Annotated in this window: 14 protein-coding genes and 1 pseudogene; 5 read left to right on the top strand and 10 right to left on the bottom strand. The window is 64.3% G+C overall.

Annotated elements, in window-relative coordinates; translation table 11 throughout:
- Window positions 1-109: 109 nt before the first annotated feature.
- Both H2Q94_RS30940 and H2Q94_RS13210 read right to left on the bottom strand, forming a co-directional pair.
- Window positions 110-1,884, bottom strand: a pseudogene (locus H2Q94_RS30940) (IS481 family transposase); the annotation flags it as partial.
- Between the two features lie 134 nt (window positions 1,885-2,018).
- Window positions 2,019-2,300, bottom strand: coding sequence for a hypothetical protein (locus H2Q94_RS13210; protein ID WP_243795021.1), 282 nt, complete (start codon window positions 2,298-2,300; stop codon window positions 2,019-2,021).
- A gap of 534 nt (window positions 2,301-2,834) precedes the next feature.
- On the opposite strand from H2Q94_RS13210, the gene H2Q94_RS13205 reads away from it, so the two are divergent.
- Both H2Q94_RS13205 and H2Q94_RS13200 read left to right on the top strand, forming a co-directional pair.
- Window positions 2,835-4,709, top strand: coding sequence for a phosphotransferase (locus tag H2Q94_RS13205; protein WP_243795020.1), 1,875 nt, complete (start codon window positions 2,835-2,837; stop codon window positions 4,707-4,709).
- A gap of 414 nt (window positions 4,710-5,123) precedes the next feature.
- Complete coding sequence (locus H2Q94_RS13200; protein WP_243795019.1) at window positions 5,124-5,279, top strand: hypothetical protein; 156 nt, start codon at window positions 5,124-5,126, stop codon at window positions 5,277-5,279.
- 26 nt (window positions 5,280-5,305) lie between these two features.
- Here the strand turns inward: H2Q94_RS13200 and H2Q94_RS13195 are convergent, their stop codons facing one another.
- The 7 genes from H2Q94_RS13195 to H2Q94_RS13165 all read right to left on the bottom strand — a co-directional run bounded on the left by H2Q94_RS13195 (window position 5,306) and on the right by H2Q94_RS13165 (window position 11,887).
- Complete coding sequence (locus tag H2Q94_RS13195; protein WP_243795018.1) at window positions 5,306-5,581, bottom strand: hypothetical protein; 276 nt, start codon at window positions 5,579-5,581, stop codon at window positions 5,306-5,308.
- A 51-nt stretch (window positions 5,582-5,632) separates the two neighbouring features.
- A complete protein-coding gene (locus H2Q94_RS13190; protein ID WP_243795016.1) occupies window positions 5,633-6,400 on the bottom strand; it encodes a glycosyltransferase family 87 protein in 768 nt (255 codons plus the stop codon).
- Between the two features lie 177 nt (window positions 6,401-6,577).
- Window positions 6,578-7,318 carry a class I SAM-dependent methyltransferase gene (locus H2Q94_RS13185; protein WP_243795014.1) on the bottom strand — a complete coding sequence of 247 codons (741 nt, stop codon included), beginning with the start codon at window positions 7,316-7,318 and terminating at the stop codon, window positions 6,578-6,580.
- Window positions 7,319-7,342: 24 nt separating this feature from the next.
- Window positions 7,343-8,620 (bottom strand): 2-deoxy-scyllo-inosose synthase, encoded by a 1,278-nt coding sequence (locus H2Q94_RS13180; protein WP_243795013.1) that lies wholly within the window; start codon window positions 8,618-8,620, stop codon window positions 7,343-7,345.
- Between the two features lie 169 nt (window positions 8,621-8,789).
- Window positions 8,790-9,815: an NAD-dependent epimerase/dehydratase family protein gene (locus H2Q94_RS13175; RefSeq protein WP_243795012.1), complete on the bottom strand. Its 1,026-nt coding sequence runs from the start codon at window positions 9,813-9,815 to the stop codon at window positions 8,790-8,792.
- Window positions 9,816-9,876: 61 nt separating this feature from the next.
- The gene (locus H2Q94_RS13170; RefSeq protein WP_243795011.1) at window positions 9,877-10,794 is read right to left on the bottom strand and encodes a phosphotransferase; all 918 of its coding nucleotides are present in this window, start codon (window positions 10,792-10,794) and stop codon (window positions 9,877-9,879) included.
- Between the two features lie 91 nt (window positions 10,795-10,885).
- On the bottom strand, window positions 10,886-11,887 hold the full coding sequence (locus H2Q94_RS13165) for a Gfo/Idh/MocA family protein (protein WP_243795687.1): 1,002 nt from the start codon (window positions 11,885-11,887) through the stop codon (window positions 10,886-10,888).
- A gap of 300 nt (window positions 11,888-12,187) precedes the next feature.
- On the opposite strand from H2Q94_RS13165, the gene H2Q94_RS13160 reads away from it, so the two are divergent.
- From H2Q94_RS13160 to H2Q94_RS13150, 3 genes are all read left to right on the top strand, one after another.
- The gene (locus H2Q94_RS13160) at window positions 12,188-14,188 is read left to right on the top strand and encodes a carbamoyltransferase family protein (RefSeq protein WP_243795010.1); all 2,001 of its coding nucleotides are present in this window, start codon (window positions 12,188-12,190) and stop codon (window positions 14,186-14,188) included.
- Between the two features lie 78 nt (window positions 14,189-14,266).
- Complete coding sequence (gene rfbC / locus H2Q94_RS13155; protein WP_243795009.1) at window positions 14,267-14,815, top strand: dTDP-4-dehydrorhamnose 3,5-epimerase; 549 nt, start codon at window positions 14,267-14,269, stop codon at window positions 14,813-14,815.
- The gene (locus H2Q94_RS13150) at window positions 14,812-16,095 is read left to right on the top strand and encodes an NAD(P)H-dependent oxidoreductase (protein ID WP_243795007.1); all 1,284 of its coding nucleotides are present in this window, start codon (window positions 14,812-14,814) and stop codon (window positions 16,093-16,095) included. Before rfbC ends, H2Q94_RS13150 begins: the two co-directional genes overlap by 4 nt.
- Window positions 16,096-16,121: 26 nt before the next feature.
- On the opposite strand, the gene H2Q94_RS13145 is transcribed toward H2Q94_RS13150, so the two are convergent.
- Window positions 16,122-16,916, bottom strand: a complete 795-nt coding sequence (locus H2Q94_RS13145; RefSeq protein ID WP_243795004.1) for a glucose-1-phosphate cytidylyltransferase — start codon at window positions 16,914-16,916, stop codon at window positions 16,122-16,124.
- Window positions 16,917-16,943: the final 27 nt, after the last annotated feature.

The raw sequence follows: 16,943 nt of genomic DNA, 5'->3' as shown, positions 1-16,943 counted from the left end.
TCTTCGTCCTCGTCCGCGGAGTCCTCCGGCTCCGCGGGGCTCGGGTGTCGCTGTGTGGTCTCGGGAGATCTTTGACCGTTTGTGCTCGGGACATGGTTAACCGTCGGCTGGTTTGGCGCCTTTGCCTGTGGTGTAGAGCCGGGGTGATGGGTGCGAGGTTGCGGCGGGGGCGCAGGGCGATCTCTTCGCCGTTGTGCAGGACGCGCAGGTGGGTGTCTTCGATGACGACGGTGACGAGCTTGCCTGCGTGGCGTTTGCCGAGCTTGATGCGTTGTTTGGCGACCATGAATCGCCCGGTTTCGTGCACTCGTCGTTGGACGTGCAGCGATCCCGCGGGCAGCGGAGGTGGCGGCAGCGGCGTGGAGGGTGAGCGGGCTCCGGTCAACCGGGGCAGCCGTTCGGTGGAGAGAGGGCAGGGCCAGGTGCCGATGAGTGCGTTGTCGGCGATGGCGTGCATGAGGTGGCCGTCCAGGCGCAGGGTCACGGTGCGGCCGGCGTAGGCGAACCCGACCAGGTGTGTGTCGCCGGCGAGGCTGACGATGCCGTCTTTGGTAACACGACGGTCGACCTCGACGGCTTCACCGGCGGGGATCGTGGGCAGGCCGTTGAGTCGTTGCAGCGCCGGCTTGGCCGGTGGCGGCCCGGCTGGGTGTGCTCCGCGCATGGTCAGGGTCGCCAGGTCCTCGGGTGCGAGTCGGGAGGAGAGGGTGCGCAGCAGGTTGCCGTCCAGGGTGATGTGGATGCTGCGCAGGCCGGCCCAGATGTTCACGGTTCGTCCTGCCAGGCTGCGGTGCAGGGAGATCGTTTGTTTGCCCGAGACGAGGCTCGTTTCACCGCTGGGCGGGACCCGAAGTTCGAACTCCACCGCCGTCGCACTGGGAGCCTGCACAGGAGGCTCGATCACATCCACCACCAACGATGAGGAGGCTTCGGGCTCGGCTTGCGCAAGTTGGGGCTGTCGATGCGTGTGGGGCCGTTCGGCCGGAACAGGCTGGCCGGGGTCGCCATGTCCAGTGATTGGTGCGGGCGTTGATGGTTGTAGCTCTCGACCCAGCCGTCGACTGCGGCCTGCGCGGCGTCGAGGGATTCGAAAGGGGCGACGTGGTCGAGGAATTCGGCCCGGAGCGTCTTGTGGAACCGTTCGATCTTGCCGGTGGTGGTGGGTGAACGGGGTTTGGTCAGGCGCTGGGTGATGCCGTTGTGTCGGCAGATCGTTTCGAACAACACCTCCACCGGATGCGGGCGTTGATGGCGGCCAGTGAACTGTTTCCCGTTGTCCGACAACACTTCCGAGGGCACGCCGTAGCGGCGCATCGCCGAGGTGAATGCCTCACACACCGCACGGCTGTTGGCGACTACGACGACCGCGGCGATCACCACGAACCGGGAGTGGTCATCGATTCCGGTCACCAGCTTGCATTCTCGGCCGTCAGCCAGCGGGACGCCGCCGACGATGTCGAGTTCCCACAAATGCATCGGGGTCTGGCGTTGCCAACGCTTGTACTTACGCTTGTGCTGCTGGGCGTGTGGATCGATCAGCCCGTTGCGAGTCAGGACTCGATGCACGGTCGCTCGTGCCGGAGCCACAGTGAGACCACGTAACCCGAGCTCGTAGCTGATTCGCCGGGCGCCCCAGCGGGGATGTTCCCGCCGTAACTTGCAGATCAGCGCCTCGACTTCGGCCGGAACCCTGTTCGGGCTGGTGCGTGGTCGGCGTGAGCGATCGGCCAGGCCCGGCTTGCCTTCCTGCTGAAACCGTTGCCGCCACGCGTGAAGTGACTGTCGAGTCGTCCCATAGCGAGTCGCGACCTCACCAATCGGCGATCCACCCAGCACCTCGCACACCGCGCGATACCGAAACTCCGCCACCGCCTGCTGATCCACCCAGGGACACGATCACGAACGCCCCAGACGGTCAAGCATGTCCCGAGAACGAAACGTCAAAGATCTCCTGAGCCCATACATTGACACCGACACCGTGGACACGCTGTGAGCAGACGAAAAGGTCTTGTTCGGCATCACTCGACACCATCCGACACAGAGTGTCGCTGGCTCTTAACCAGCGGGTTCGGGGTTCGAGTCCCTGATGGCGCACACCCAAGCCCCACGTTTTCGGTTCCGATGACGTGGGGCTTTGTGTCATGTGGACGCTTTTCCTCCACTTCTTTGAGGTCCGTTGTGGTCTGATCCGCGCCCGAGACGAGCCCGAGCTGTCGGGCTGGGTTCCCGGGGATGAGCTTGGCCGTCGCCTCGGCCGCCGCGAGCGCGATCTCGGACAGGACCGTGGTGCAGGCGTCCATGGTCACGGTGATCGAGGAGTGCCGCTGCCGGAGGTCGTACAGGCGGATGGGCCGCAGCCTGGTCGTGCACCACTGCCGGGCAGCGGCAATTGCGTCTTCAGCGCTGTCGTGCGCCTGATCGAGACGGACACCATAGGCTCCTGCACACGTTTGCCGGGGCCGTTCGACGACGCGAAGGTCAACGATCTCTGTAGTGAAGTGCCCGGTTTCGCTGGCCCTGAGGCGGTGCGTGCGATGGAGGCAGTACGCGCTGCGCCGATTTCCGATACGCGGCAACGTCGAACCGGACGAGCCCCTGGAAGGTTCATTCCAATTCGACGCTCCACTTAGGACGGCTCTGATCGTGGCAGGCCACGTCTGCCTACGCCGTCGCGGGATCATTCTCGGCATGGTGTTCTTTTTCGTCAACAGCAATGGTGAGTTTCAGGATTCCAGCCGTTGTCGGCTGAGTATCTCGCGGCGCGTCCGAATCCTCCACCGCTGACGAGAAGATCGGCACCGAGCAGCTGAACGCTGACTGTTACGCTGGATTGCATGATCTCCCAAGAGATACAGGTGCTGGCTGGGGAACTAGTCGCCGCCGCCGGCCTGCCACAGATGGTGGAGCTGTCCCCGTTGACCGGCCGCGGATTCGAGCACACGATCGTGGTAATCACCTTCGCGGACGAGAGCAAGGCCGTCCTCCGCGTCTTCACCGAGGCCAGGGAGCCTGAGACCGCCAGAGCGTCTTTCCTTGCCCAGCACGGTCTTCCCGCCCCCGCACTGCTCGCCGCCAACGAACACGCCTCGCTCATGGAATTCGCCGAGGGCGCCACGCTCGGCGACCATATCGAGGAAGGGACCGACACGGAACAGGTGTGGCAACTCGTCGGTGCCGCGTACGCACGGGTGCACGCGGTCGCCTTCCCCCGCGGGCTCGCCGGCGAGGACCTCGGCCCCTCGCGCTTCGTACTGACTCCCAGAGACCCTGCTGCCGAGCTGCACGCGATCGTGGAAGATTCCGTCCGGGGGCTGCACCGGCTGGCACCGGACCTGATCCCGCTGCTGGGCGAGTTACACCTGGCCATCGACACGGCCGCCCCGTCGCTGCGGGGAGCCCGATCGGCGCTGGGACACGGGGACATCAACATGTGGAACGTGCTGGTGTCGGCGGATCGCGCGACGCTGATCGACTGGGACTTCCCCAGGGTGGGCGACCCGGCGAAAGAAGTCGCGCTGCTGCACAAACACGCCTCCCTCTACAACGGCACCGGCCTGCCACCCGCCTTCTTCGCCGCGTATGGCACGTCACAAGAGCCCAACACCACGCTGCACCGGGTCGTGCAAACACTGGGCTGGGCAACCAGCGACGACTTCATCGAGTTCGAAAACGACCCCCAGCTGCCCGAGGATCTCAAGCAGCGTGCCAAAAACTGGCTGCCGAAGCTCATCGCTTACGTGAGCGAGCTGCCCGCGCATTTTGAACGGCTGCGCGAGCTGACCCCCGCTGAACCGGTACCTTCCCAAAAGGTCGCCTGCACTGCCAGCATCCTTGGCATGGGCATTCCCAGCAGGATGTCGCCAGTGTCCCTCCGGCCGGTCCTGCTCATCGCCGTCTCGGTGACAGTGCTGCTCCTGCTGACCGCGGGCCGCTATGACTACCACGGTGACGAGCTGTATTTCATCTGGTCCGGGCGTAATCCGGACTGGTCCTATCCGGACCAACCCGCCCTCGTCCCGCTGCTGGCGGCCGCCCTCGACTGGCTGGCCCCCGGTTCCCTGTTCATGCTGAGCCTTCCCGCCGCACTCGCGATCGGCGTGGCCGTGGTCTCGGCCGCACTGATCGCCCGGGAGCTGGGCGGCGGCAGGCGCGCACAATGCTCCACCGCGGCTGCTGTCGCGGTCGGGTATCTCGCGGCCGGTCATCATCTGCACACCGCTGGGCCGGACCCGATGATGTGGACTGTGACCATCTGGCTGGTGGTGCGATCACTGCGCACCGGGTCCCAGCGAGACCTGGTCGCCCTCGGGGTCGTGACCGCGCTAGCGGTGCACGTGAAGCTGCTGATCGGCGCGTTCTGGCTGGTAGCCCTTCTCTGCTTGGCGCTGTCCCGTACTCGGCCCGCACTGCCGGCGCCGAAAGCGCTCGTCCCGGGAGCGGCGGTGGCCGTGGTGGGCGTGATACCCGCGCTCTGGTGGCAGATCGCACACGGATGGCCACAACTGGAGTTCGGGCGTGCGATCGCCAACGAGGTCACACAGGCCGGCGACGGCCTGCCCAAGCTCGCCGGTTTCCTGGTCGCCGCCGGGTTACCCGTCGGGGCGGTGATGGTCTGCCACGGGTGGCCCGCCTGTTCCGGGACGAGAAGCTGCGGCCCTACCGTTTCCTGGCGTACACGACCGTCGTCCTTGGCGTGGTCGTGCTCCTGAGCGGGGGCCGGACGTACTACCTGCTGGGGATGTTCCCGATGTGCTGGGCGGCGTCGGCGGTGTGCGCGGAACACCACCCCCGGCGATGGCACGTGCTTGCCGGTTCAGCCGCCAAGGTGGCCAGCGCCATCGTCGCCGTCGTGCTGGTGTTACCGGTATGGCCGCTCAGCCTGGTACGCACCCACTCCTGGATTCCCGTACCTGACGGGGAACTGGGTTGGCCGAAGACGACTTCGGCCGTGGCGAGGGCGGCCGCCGCGCACACCGGCGCGATAGTGGTCACCGAGTATTGCTGGGTGGCCAGTGCCCTGCGGCGAGAGGGGATCGAAGCCCACAGTCCGAACTGGGGTTGCTGGGGGCTGTCCCGTCCTCCTCAGAGCGCGGAGACGATCGTTCGCGGGAACGGTGCCCGCCATGCTCCGCGCCTCCGCCACCGGACTGTCCCCTGCCGGGTCAGTGCCGATCACGCTGCCTGGACGGGTGGCCACGGCAGGCACGCCGATGTGGCTGGTGACGGGGACGTCGGGCACCTGGGACCGGCTGTGGCCCGCTCTGTACGACCTGTCGTGAACGCGGAAGGATCGGTCCTGTTGCGTTCAACAGGACCGGCGGCGGTCGACCACGGCAGTGGCGAGCACGGCGACGAACAGCAGGACATAGAAGTTCCCCATCAGGAACGCGAGTGGCCCGCTCGAAAGGACTGGGATCTCGCAATCGTACTGAGGATCGGCCAAAGCCAGCAGCTGTGGTGCGGTGCCCGGCAGCAGCACCAGACCGGGTAGCCAAAGCCACCGACGGCTCGCGTCACGCATGACCGACACGAGGAAGACGCCCAAGGGCACCAGCCACACCCAGTGGTGCCCCACGCCCATGGCGTCACCGCTGCCGCATACAGACCGACCAACGACAGTACGAACAACGGCTCAAGGGTCTTCGTCGCGACGACGGCGAGTACGACGATCCCGGCCAACGCCACGAGGAGTAGCCACACCCAGGTGGCCGCGGGTTCGGGTACGCCGGATTTGAGCAGCATTCCGCGCAGGGACTGGTTGTGGCGTGAAGTCTGGTCGGGGAAGACCCGGCTCGTCTTGGCGAACACGCCCGAAAACCAGTACTCGACCCGAAGGACCGGGCAACACCACGAAAAGCAGCAGCGCCGTCCCTGCCGCCCACGCGGTCGCACCGGCGGCGTGCCGCCTCCGCCCGAGAACCACCAGCAGGATCACGAAGATCAGCGGTGTCAGCTTCATCCCGGCCGCGATACCGATTCCCGCACCTCGTAACCGGCCCTCCTTCGGCCCTGTCATGTCAGCCAACACCAAGGCGAGCAACAGAAGATTGATCTGACCGTCGTGAAAGTTCGTGTAAACGGCCTCGATGAGGAACGCGGCGCCGGCCGAGGCGATCACCGCCGGCACAAGCATCCAGGGAGCCCGGACACCGATCGAGCGCCACGAACGCCAGGCGGCGAAGAGCAGCAGCACGCAGTTGAGCAACACCATCCCGGCCTGCGCCGGCCCCACTCTCAGCAGGCCCAGAGGCGCGAATACCACAGCGGCGAACGGCGGATAGGTGAAGAAGAAATCGGGCCGCACCGGTGCCGAGTACAACTCGCCACCGGTGAGCACGACCTGGCCGGCGGCTTGATAGACGCGGAGGTCCACCATCGGGGCGTCCAGCGCGAGAATCACGTTGACTGTTCCGAAAACCCCTGCCACGAGTGCCGTCGCCCAAGCAGCCGCCAACCGGCTCGACCGTCCGCTCATACGCAAGTCGCCAGCTCCCCGGTTCCGGGGCGAGCCGATACGACAAGTGGCGCCGCCCACCATGCCCTACTGTTCGAACAGCCGACCGGCGGTGCGTTCGGCTCAGGCGATGCCGACCACGAGAAGGCGGTGGCTGCTGATGGTGAAGGTGCCGCCGTACTCGTCCGTCACGGACGCATCGGAGAATCCGGCGGTGCGGAACCACTCCAAGATCTCCGGGGCGGTGAACATACGGACACTGAAGCGGGCTCGTTCCACCTTCCCACCGCGAATGGTGACCTTCTCCGAGTAACAGCGACTGTCCACTGCGTCCATTTCATGTATTTCGACAGCCATATCCGCATCGCGAGCCACGATATCGACATGCCTGTCGTGATTGACGAGCATTCTCGGAATATGCCGGTACGGGGAGTACATGTCGAGCAGGAACCGGCCACCGGGGCGTAGCGCACGGCGGTAACGTCGCAGTATGTCACGATCCGTTTCATCGTCGAAGTAGCCAAACGAGCTGTACCAGGAAACAGCCACGTCGAACTCGTCCTCGAACGACATCTCACGCAGGTCGACCTGGCGGTAGTCGACTTCGACGTTCATCGCCCGCGCCTCTTCGGCTGCCATGGCGAGAAAACGCTCGTCCCGGTCGACGCCGACCACCGAATACCCTTGGGAGGCCAGGATGTTGGCATGTCTGCCATGTCCACACGGTGCGTCGAGAAGGGACATACCCGGGACGAGACCACCAAGCTTCACAATACTTTTCACCTCCCGGCGACTCAACTCGGGAGTCAGGTCAGGAAGATCGAAGTGGTCGTAGTTTTCTCCGAAGAGAACTTCCCAATCCACATGTGGTTTCCTGGTATTCACAACTCACAGACTAAGGCCACGAACCCCATAGCACCACTTGTCCGCACGGGGTTCCGGCCATCGGACACCTAGCTGGTTTCGCGGTCGGAGCCGACGGCGACCGGGGCCGGCTCGGTCGAGGTCGACAGCCAGCTCTTCGAGAGCGGCCGCCACCTCGGCGAAGCCGACCGGAACGAGCGGCAGGGTACCCGTCACCGCTGGAACGCCCAGCTCGCGAAGCAGGACGAAGGGGGCCTCGTCCGGCCCCACGGGCAGGTAACCCCGCTTGTTGTCGTCCTTGATCAGTCTCAGTATTTCGTCCCCCGAGACACCATCCGGCAGACAGGGAGCCACTCCCAATCCGGCGACGATGTCGTCGTGCGTGTCGACCTTTGCCTGCGACAACCACCCTCGAGCCCGGGAAACACGTGCGGCAACGAGCATTCCCAGCGCGACCGCCTCACCATGGGAGATCGCCACGTTGCCGCGTTGCCGGTGGTCGAGCAACTCGATCGCGTGCCCCACGGTATGTCCGTACTCGAGGGCCAGGCCGGCACCCTTTTCATGCGGATCTTCGCGAGTGACCAGGCACTTCGCCCTTATGCTGGCGTCCAGCAACCACAGTAGCGTCTCCACTCCCCCGAAGTCGCCGCTCGCCAGAATCTTCTTCATCGGCTCTATCAACTCCGGAAGAATCGCAAGACAGTTCTTAGACATCTCACCAAGGCCCGACCTCAGTTCACGAGACGGCAGCGTTTCAAAAAGAGAAACGTCCGCATAAATCCCGACCGGCCGATAGTACGATCCGATATGATTCTTGCCGAATGGACTGTTGATCGCCTGCTTCAGCGAAAGAACCGAATCCATCGCCGACACCGTGGTCGTCGGTATGTGGACCAATCGGACCCCACGGAACAGCAGGCTCGCGACAACACCCGCCAGGTTACCCGGAACACCGCCACCAAAGGAGACAACAAGGCTTCTCCTGGTCGCACCATCCCTCAGCACTTGCTCGATATGCAAGGCGAGACGTTCCAGCGACTTCAGAGATTCGCCCGGCTGCCCGCTCAGCACGACCACAGGCGTTCGATTCCCCAGCGCGAAAAGCAGCTTGTCGCCATGCAGACGGAGAACCTCGGCATCGGTGACGATGAAGATCTTGTCAGCGCCAAGCTCCTCGATCTTCTCCGCTATCTCGTCCATGCATCCACTGCCGAAATAGTACGGGAGCTCCAAACCGCCCAGTTCCACCTCACGTAGTTGCAATGATCGACGATGCGCAATGAGCGGATTCGGTGTCATGGCTACCCCATCTTCTCGCGAGTTCCCGATTCTCTCATGAATACCGGCAGCCACATCCCGTTGCGAGCGACGGACCGGCCGATTAAAACGAAAACATTAAACAGGCCAGCTCACAGGCAGTCAAGTTCAAGGGATTCGAGAATTCCATTTCGTTTGGATTCTCCACTGGCTATCGTATTACCCGAAAGCTGGAGTCCAGGTCACCCTTTCGCTGTCTGCGTTCGAGGACCGCGAGCCTGGTGAAGCTGTTGTCGAACTGATCCAGGGTCAGTCCACGACCGCGATACTCCCTGACCAACTGCGCCGCGCCGGCGGAGATGCTCCACATCGCCTCGAAGCCGAGATCCTCACGTGCCCTGGAGAAATCGACACGATAGGATCGGGTATCCGGGCCTGTCGCGCCGGTGATCTCCAGCACGGACCCGGGCACCGCGTCCACAGCGGCCCGCGCGATCTCGACGACCGTCTTGTTGTTGTTCTCGGTGCCGATGTTGAACGCACGGCCACGGACGACCTCGGCTGGAGCCGCCAGCGCCGCTACCACAGCTCTTCCGATGTCTTCCGCGTGAACCAGCGGCCGCCAGGGCGTACCGTCGGAAAGAACGGTGACCCGGCCGGTGAGCACAGCCCGGGCGACGAGGTTGTTCAGCACGATGTCGACACGCGGCCGCGGTGAGAAGCCGAACGCGGTCGCGTTACGCAACGAGAACGGGGCGAAGTCCGAGCCGGAAAGTCCGGCAAGCTCTTCCTCCACCCGGACCTTCGAGACCGCGTAGGGGGTAACCGGTTTGAGCGGCGCGTCCTCGTCGACAAGCGCGTCGCACCCCTGCGCACCGTACACCGAGCAGGTCGAGGCGTAAGCGAAACGCCGGACGCCTGCCTCTTTGGCCAGCACGGCCAATCGCGTGGCAGCGCGATGATTGATGTCGTAGGTGAGGTCCGGATCCACTGCGCCGAGGGGATCGTTGGACAGGGCGGCCAAATGCACCACCGCCTCGAATCCGCGGAGGGTCTCGACGGTGACATCACGCAGGTCGATGGTGAGCCCTGGCACGTCAGGCGAGTCCAGCGCACCGAGGACGGAATCAGCGAACAACCCACTGTCGAGGCCGGATACCTCATGTCCGGCGGCGGTCAGGATGGGGGCGAGCACCGTCCCCAGATAGCCTTGGTGGCCGGTCAGCAGAACCCTCATGATGGACTGTCCTCACTTGGCGATAGACCGAATCACCGGGTCCTCGGGTGGGAGGAGCGCTTCATACGTATCGTACCAGGCGTTGCCACATGGCCTGATCGTCGGCGTCACCGGTGTGTGGATTCACAAATCGGGTCACGTATTCCGCTATTTCACCGAGGTTCCAGCGAAGCTCGTAGAACCTCAGCATTTCCGCCCGGCCGCGTGGCGGCACGCCGAAGTGCCTGCTGATGGCGGACCAGTCTCGCTCAGGTGGTGACCACATCAGCCCGCCCCAGTCCAGAATCAGGACATCCTCGGTGAGCAGCACGTTGGCTCGGCTAGGGTCACCGTGCGTGAGAACGTGGTCGGGGCTGCGCTGCCAGATGTCGGCGCAGGACGTCGCCACCACCGAGAACTCGCGAAGCTGTTCCTGGAGATGATCCCACCGCCGGGAGACCAACCGGTGCAGCGCCTGGCTCATCGGCCCTGTGCCGACGCCGCTCGCCGCGATCGCCAGTACCTCCTCCAGGCCCTTTTCGAACGGAGGGCGGAAGTCCTCGACCGGCAGCCTTAGTCGAAGGTCGGACCGGTGCACCTCCTCCAGCCTCCGTACCAGCGAGTCGAGTTGAGCCGCGGTGATACCGGTACCGTTCGCGGTGCCGCGCGCCGCTCGGGCGAGATAGGGGAAGACGACCACCGGGAAGCCATCCACGGTATGGACGATGCGTCCGCTCCGACCACGTAACGGGGCCAGGACGAACTCTTTGCCGCTTTCCCGAAGCAGCAGGGTTCCCTCATACGCCGCAGGGAAATGACCGGCGAGATCGCGGCGAACACTCACCCAGTATCTCCCGCACCGATAGGACCAGCTGTCCTCGCCCATGGGAAGGAAATTCACTGAGCCGAACGAAGACGAGGATCCGGATTCCTCACCGAACTCGTCGATCATCATGCGCAGGATATTCTCACGGCTTACGAGCTGATTCTCAACGAGCACGGTAGCTACTTCCATCCTCTGCCACGGCACCACCGCCGGCGACCGGGTGTGTCTGCCACTGCCAGGCACCCGCGACGACCATGGGGAAAGCTCAGCGACGCATCTCATCGACCGCGACGAGGCGTCGCTCCCGCCGCGACACCTCGCACGCCTCCGCGACGTAGAACGCTTCCAGTACCTCGGCCGGGCCGCAGGGACTTTCGGCCGCACCGGCGGCAACCGCGACGAACGCCGACAGCTCCTTCGCGAAGGCAGAACGGAAGCGATCCATGAAGTCCGAGTACGCGGGCCTGACCGCGGCCGGGTAGCCCGGCTCGGCCGACCTCAGCGGAACACGGTCGTCAAGGCCGACAATCGCATTTGACTTGGAGCCAAGTACCTCAAGCCGGACATCGCAACCGGCACCGTTGTAGCGACCAAGCGAAACGGTCGCCAGCGCGCCATCGTCCATCCGCAGCACCACCGCGGCTGTGTCTACGTCCCCCGCATCGCGGAAGAACCGCGCGCCGCGATTGTCACCCAGCGCGAATACCTCGGCCACTTCCCGACCGGTCAGCCAGCGCAGGATATCGAAGTCGTGAATACCGCAGTCGCGGAACAGGCCACCGGACGTCGGAATGTACTCCGCCGCGGGGGGAACCTGGTCGAAGGTGGTGGCGCGAAGGGTGTGCACCCAGCCCAGCGCGCCCGACACCACCGCGGCCCGTGCGGTCCGGTAGCCCGTGTCGAATCGGCGTTGAAAACCGATCTGCACGGGAACGGCCGAGCCTTCGAGATGGCGGATGACCTCCAGGGTGCCATCGATGTCGGTGGCAACGGGTTTCTCGCAGAACACCGGTACGCCGCGATCCACCGCCTTGACGATCAGTTCGGGGTGTGAGCCGGTGGAGGTGGTGATCACCAGTCCATCGACGTCCGAGCCAAGCAGCGCCTCGAAGTCGGGGGCGAATTCGACATCCAGCTTGGCCGCGGTGGCCCTGGCCCGCTCGGCGTCGGCGTCCGCGACGACGACACTTGACACTTCCGGCAACGCGATGAGTGCTTCCGCGTGCGGGGTACCGATACGGCCGGTTCCCACGAGCCCCAGTCTGATCGTCACCGTCTCAGCTCCTGCCGGTCGATTATCGAAGGGTGGCGCCGAATCCTCATTCAGGACCTCAACCTCGTACACCGAACATGTACACCACTCGATGCGTCTCTTCTATCAGGATGCGCCGAATGTGCGCAACTATGACGGTTTTGCCGTTCGACTGGTTACGGTAGGCAGTCGAACAGTGCTGCCATGATACCTGGCATCAATCAACTTTCACATTCACCCGTCACCGCGTTCAATAGGGTCCACCACACATCGAGGACAGTCCGTGGGCCATACCGACAGAAGGGATGACGCCGAATGAACGTCTTGGGCCTCACGTGCGGTTTTTCCGGTCCGCGCGGTGCCGCAATGCCGGAACTTCCGATGAATTTCGGGCATGACGCCGCCGCAGCGCTGATATCCGACGGGCGGATAGTCGCCGCTGTCGAAGAAGAGCGGCTCACCCGCCTGAAGCATACGAGCAATTTCTGCAAAGAAGCCATTGCGAGCTGCCTTGAGCAGGCTGACCTGACCGCTGCGGAAATCGACAAATTCGCCTATTACTTCGGCGAAGAGGAGAACGACCGCGACCTCCAGCTGATCTACCTCAAGCATCCTGAACTAGCGATACCGACCTCACGCGGCCTGCTCACCGAACGACTGAGCGAAGCACTGGACACGCAGATCTCGCCAGACCGGATCTCGTTCGTCCGACACCACACCGCCCACGGCTTCGCCGCCTACCACAATTCCGGCTTCGATGACGCGCTCGTCGTGGTGATGGACGGAAAGGGTGACAGTGAATCCATCACCGTCGTCAGCGCCGATGGCGCGGACTACAACTACATACGCAGTTACGATGAATGGCGTTCGTTAGGGCGATTCTATCAGGCGTCCATCGAGTTGCTGGGGTACGGCGCGAACGACGAGTACAAGGTGATGGGCCTGGCACCGTACGGTGATCCGAGCAGGTACCGTTCGTTGTTCCGGCCGCTGTACACCCTGGAAGACGACGGCAACTACCAGCTCGATCTCGCACGTGTGCGGTACAACTTGGTTTCGGGGTTCCGGCCGCGTCGCAAGGGTGAACCTTTCTCCACAGATCACAAAGATTTCGCCGCGAGCCTGCAGGAGGCACTGGAGGAGGTCGCGCTGCACGTCATCTCCCACGCCCAGCGGGAAACCGGGCATCGCAGACTGTGCGTCGGCGGCGGCGTCGGCCTCAACGCCACGCTGAACGGTCGTCTCATCCGTTCCGGCCTCTTCGAAGAGACCTTCTTCGACCCAGCCGCGCACGACGCGGGCGCCGCGGTCGGCGCGGCACTCAATGTGGCCAAGGACGAAGCCCCCGAACGCTTTCGTTCGTCGCCACTCACACACCTCTTCCTCGGGCCGAAGCCCGCGGTTCGCGAACCTGTCGAAGCGACACTCGAGCAGTGGGGCGACTTTCTCGAATTCCGGCAGAGCGACACCATTTGCCGGGACGCAGCCACCTTCATCGCCGACGGTCAGATCATCGCGTGGGTACGGGGCCAGGCCGAATTCGGCCCGCGCGCACTTGGCCACCGCAGTATCCTCGCTGACCCCCGGCCCGAATCGAACAAGGACCGCATCAACGCGGCGGTGAAGAAACGGGAGGGCTACCGCCCTTTCGCACCCTCCGTGATCGAAGAGCACGTGGGCAAGTTCTTCGACATCCCTCCTGCCGCACCGAACCTCTACTTCATGATCGCGATCGTCGAAGTGCTACCGGAATTCCGCGAACTGCTCGGCGCCGTCACCCATGTCGACGGCACAGCACGAGTCCAGGTGGTGAATCAGGCCACCACCCCGGAGTACTGGCAGCTTATCCGCGATTTCGGCGAGATCACCGGGCTACCTGTCGTCTTGAACACCTCGTTCAACAACAACGCCGAGCCGATCGTCCAGTCGGTCGAAGACTCGGTGGTCGCGTTCCTCACCACCGATCTCGACACGCTGGTCGTGGACGACTGGATAGTACGGAAGCGCGAGGTTCACAGGGACGCCTTCCTGAACCTTGTCCCAAGCCCGATGAGCCGTACCTCGCTGCATTCCCGGCATGATCTCGATTCCGGCACAGGACGGCCCGCCGAGACCAGCAGCGTCGTGCTCGACGAGGGCAGGTCGGGCCGCACGGGCACCTCGAGAGCGGCATTGGAGATCCTGACCGCGGCCGACGGCCGACGCAGCCTTCGTCAGCTTGGCGTCAGTACCTCCGGGAACGACAACGGCCTGCTGGACGAAATCCTTCGGCTGTGGGATCAACGCCGGATCACCCTGCGGCCCAGGACGCCCTGATTTCGCCGGAAGCGGCGAAAGACATCATCACGCGCCGTGCCGTCGCCCGGTGGGTGGATCAATCGAAGGAGGACACCGATGTTGATCAAGACCACGCCGCTCGGCGGTTCGGCCGTGATCGAACTCCAGCTGCTGGAAGACGATCGCGGATTCTTCGCCAGGGCTTTCGCCCGCGACGACTTCGCCGAGGCCGGGCTCGAGCCGACCATCGAGAACTGCAACATCTCGTTCAATCACCGCCGTGGCACTCTGCGCGGCCTCCACTTCCAGTCGGAGCCGCACGCCGAAGCCAAGACGATCCGTTGTGTCCGCGGTGCCATCTACGACGTCATCGTGGATCTCCGGCCCGAGTCACCGACCTATCTGCGACATTTCGGCACCGAACTGTCGGCCGACAATCGTCTGGCCATGTATGTGCCGGAGAACTTCGCGCACGGCTACCTGACGCTGACCGACGACACCGAGACGATGTACCAGGTCTCGGCGAACCACGCACCAGCGGCGGAGGGCGGCCTGCGCTGGGACGATCCCGCGCTGGACATCGACTGGCCCGTCGAGGTCGAGCTCGTCTCGGCCAAGGACGCACGTTGGCCGTTGCTGTCGGTCGAGTCGGCGCTGGATCGATGATCCTCGTCGACACGGCGCTACGCGAGCGCGCGGCCGCGAACCGCCCGATTCGGGTCGGCATGATCGGAGCGGGCTTCATGGGCCGGGGACTGGCCAGTCAGATCGTGCGTTCGGTGCCGGGGATGCGCCTGGTCGCGGTGGCCAACCGGACCCTCGCACACGCCGAGCGGGCATACGCCGAGGCCGGCCTCGAGCTCGTGGTGGCCGACCTCTCGCGTCATATCGACACGGCCATCCGCTCGGGCAAGCCGGCCATCACCCAAGATGCCTTCGAACTACTCGCGACCGAACAACTGGACTGTGTCGTGGATGTCACCGGTGCCGTCGATTTTGGCGCGCGAATCACTGTCGCCGCGATCGAACGCCGGCTGCCGATCGTCACGATGAACGCCGAGCTCGATGCCACCGTCGGCCCCCTGCTGGCGCACCGGGCAAGGGCGGCAGGCACGCTGTTCACCGGTGCGGATGGCGATCAGCCAGGGGTACAGGCGAATCTACTGAGGTTCGTGCGCGGACTCGGGGTCACACCACTGGTCGCGGGCAACGTGAAGGGGTTGCAGGACCCCTACCGGACGCCGGCGACCCAGCGGGGATTCGCCGAGCGCTGGGGACAGGACGTGCACATGGTCACCAGCTTCGCCGATGGCACCAAGGTGTCCTTCGAACAGGCCGTGGTGGCCAACGCCTTCGGTTTCACGGTCGGCAGGCGCGGCATGTACGCCCGCGATCACGGCGGCCATGTCGACGACCTGACCAGTGCCTACGACATCGACGAGCTGCGCGCGCTCGGCGGGGTCGTCGACTATGTGGTCGGCGCGAAGCCCGGTCCGGGCGTGTATGTCCTCGGTACACATGACGACCCGCGGCAGCGTCACTATCTGGAGTTGTACAAGCTCGGCAAGGGACCGCTCTACAGTTTCTACGCGCCTTACCATCTGTGCCACTTCGAAGTGCCCAACACCGTGGTCCGCGCGGTCGACTTCGCCGACGCCACGATCGCCGCGCCCGGCGGCCCCCGGGTCGAGGTGGTCACCACCGCCAAACGGGACCTGCCCGCCGGGCATGTTCTCGACGGCCTTGGCGGATACGACACCTACGGCGTGGCCGAGGCCCACCCGATCGCCCGTGCCCAGCGGCTGTTGCCGATGGGTGTCGCCGGTGGCTGCGTACTACGGACCGCCGTGCCCAAGGACACCGTGATCACCTACGAGCAGGTGACGTTGCCGCCGGGGCGGCTGATCGACCGGCTGCTCGAGGAGCAGAACAAGATGTTCACCTGACCGGTCCGCCGGGCGGCCCGCGACGCTCACGGCCAGATCTTCCATGGCGCGTCGCCGGCCGCCCACAAGGAGTTGAGATACTGGTAGTCCTTGTAGGTGTCCATCGCGTGCCAGAAGTCGTGATGAGGATGCAGGGTCATCTGGTTGTCGCGAGCCAGGCGCTGCAACGGCTCGCTCTCCAGCCACAGCATCGGATCGTCGTCCAGGTAGTCCTCCAGGAAGTCCCGCTTGAACATGAAGAAGCCGCCGGAGACGAACCCACTGACCTGCGTCGGCTTCTCGTTGAACTCCACCACCTCTGCCCCGGACACCTCCATCTCACCGAACTTCGAGGTCGGGTGGATGCCGGTGACCGTGCCGACACGCCCGGCGTCGCGGTGCGCCTTCTCCAGCTCCTTCAGGTTGATGTTGCCGAGGCCGTCGCCATAGCTCATCATGAAGTCGCTGGTGTCGACATAGGGGCGAATCCGGCGAAGCCGCGCGCCGGTCGCCGTTTCCAAACCGGTCTCGGCGAACGTGATCTCCCAGTTCTCGTCGGCGCGATCGTTGTGAAACTCGACTCGATGCCCATCCGACAGCGAGATCGTGAAATCCGACATATGCGTTCGATAATCCATGAAGAACTGTTTCACCTCCCAGCCCTTGTAGCCGAGGCACAGCACGAAACGCCGAAATCCGTAATGGCCGTACAGCTTCATGATGTGCCACAGAATCGGCCTTCCACCAATATCGACCATGGCCTTGGGAAGACGTTCGCTCGCTTCCCTGATCCGAGTGCCATAACCCCCGCACAGAATTATCACAGGAAGGTCCTGATTCACGCCGATTCCTCCGTTCATCACTGAATT

Origin of the sequence: Saccharopolyspora gloriosae (genome assembly GCF_022828475.1) — a bacterium.
Classification (GTDB): Bacteria; Actinomycetota; Actinomycetes; order Mycobacteriales; family Pseudonocardiaceae; genus Saccharopolyspora_C; species Saccharopolyspora_C gloriosae_A.
The sequence above is the reverse complement of the archived record's forward strand: the minus strand, read 5'-3'. Positions and strand labels throughout refer to the sequence as shown.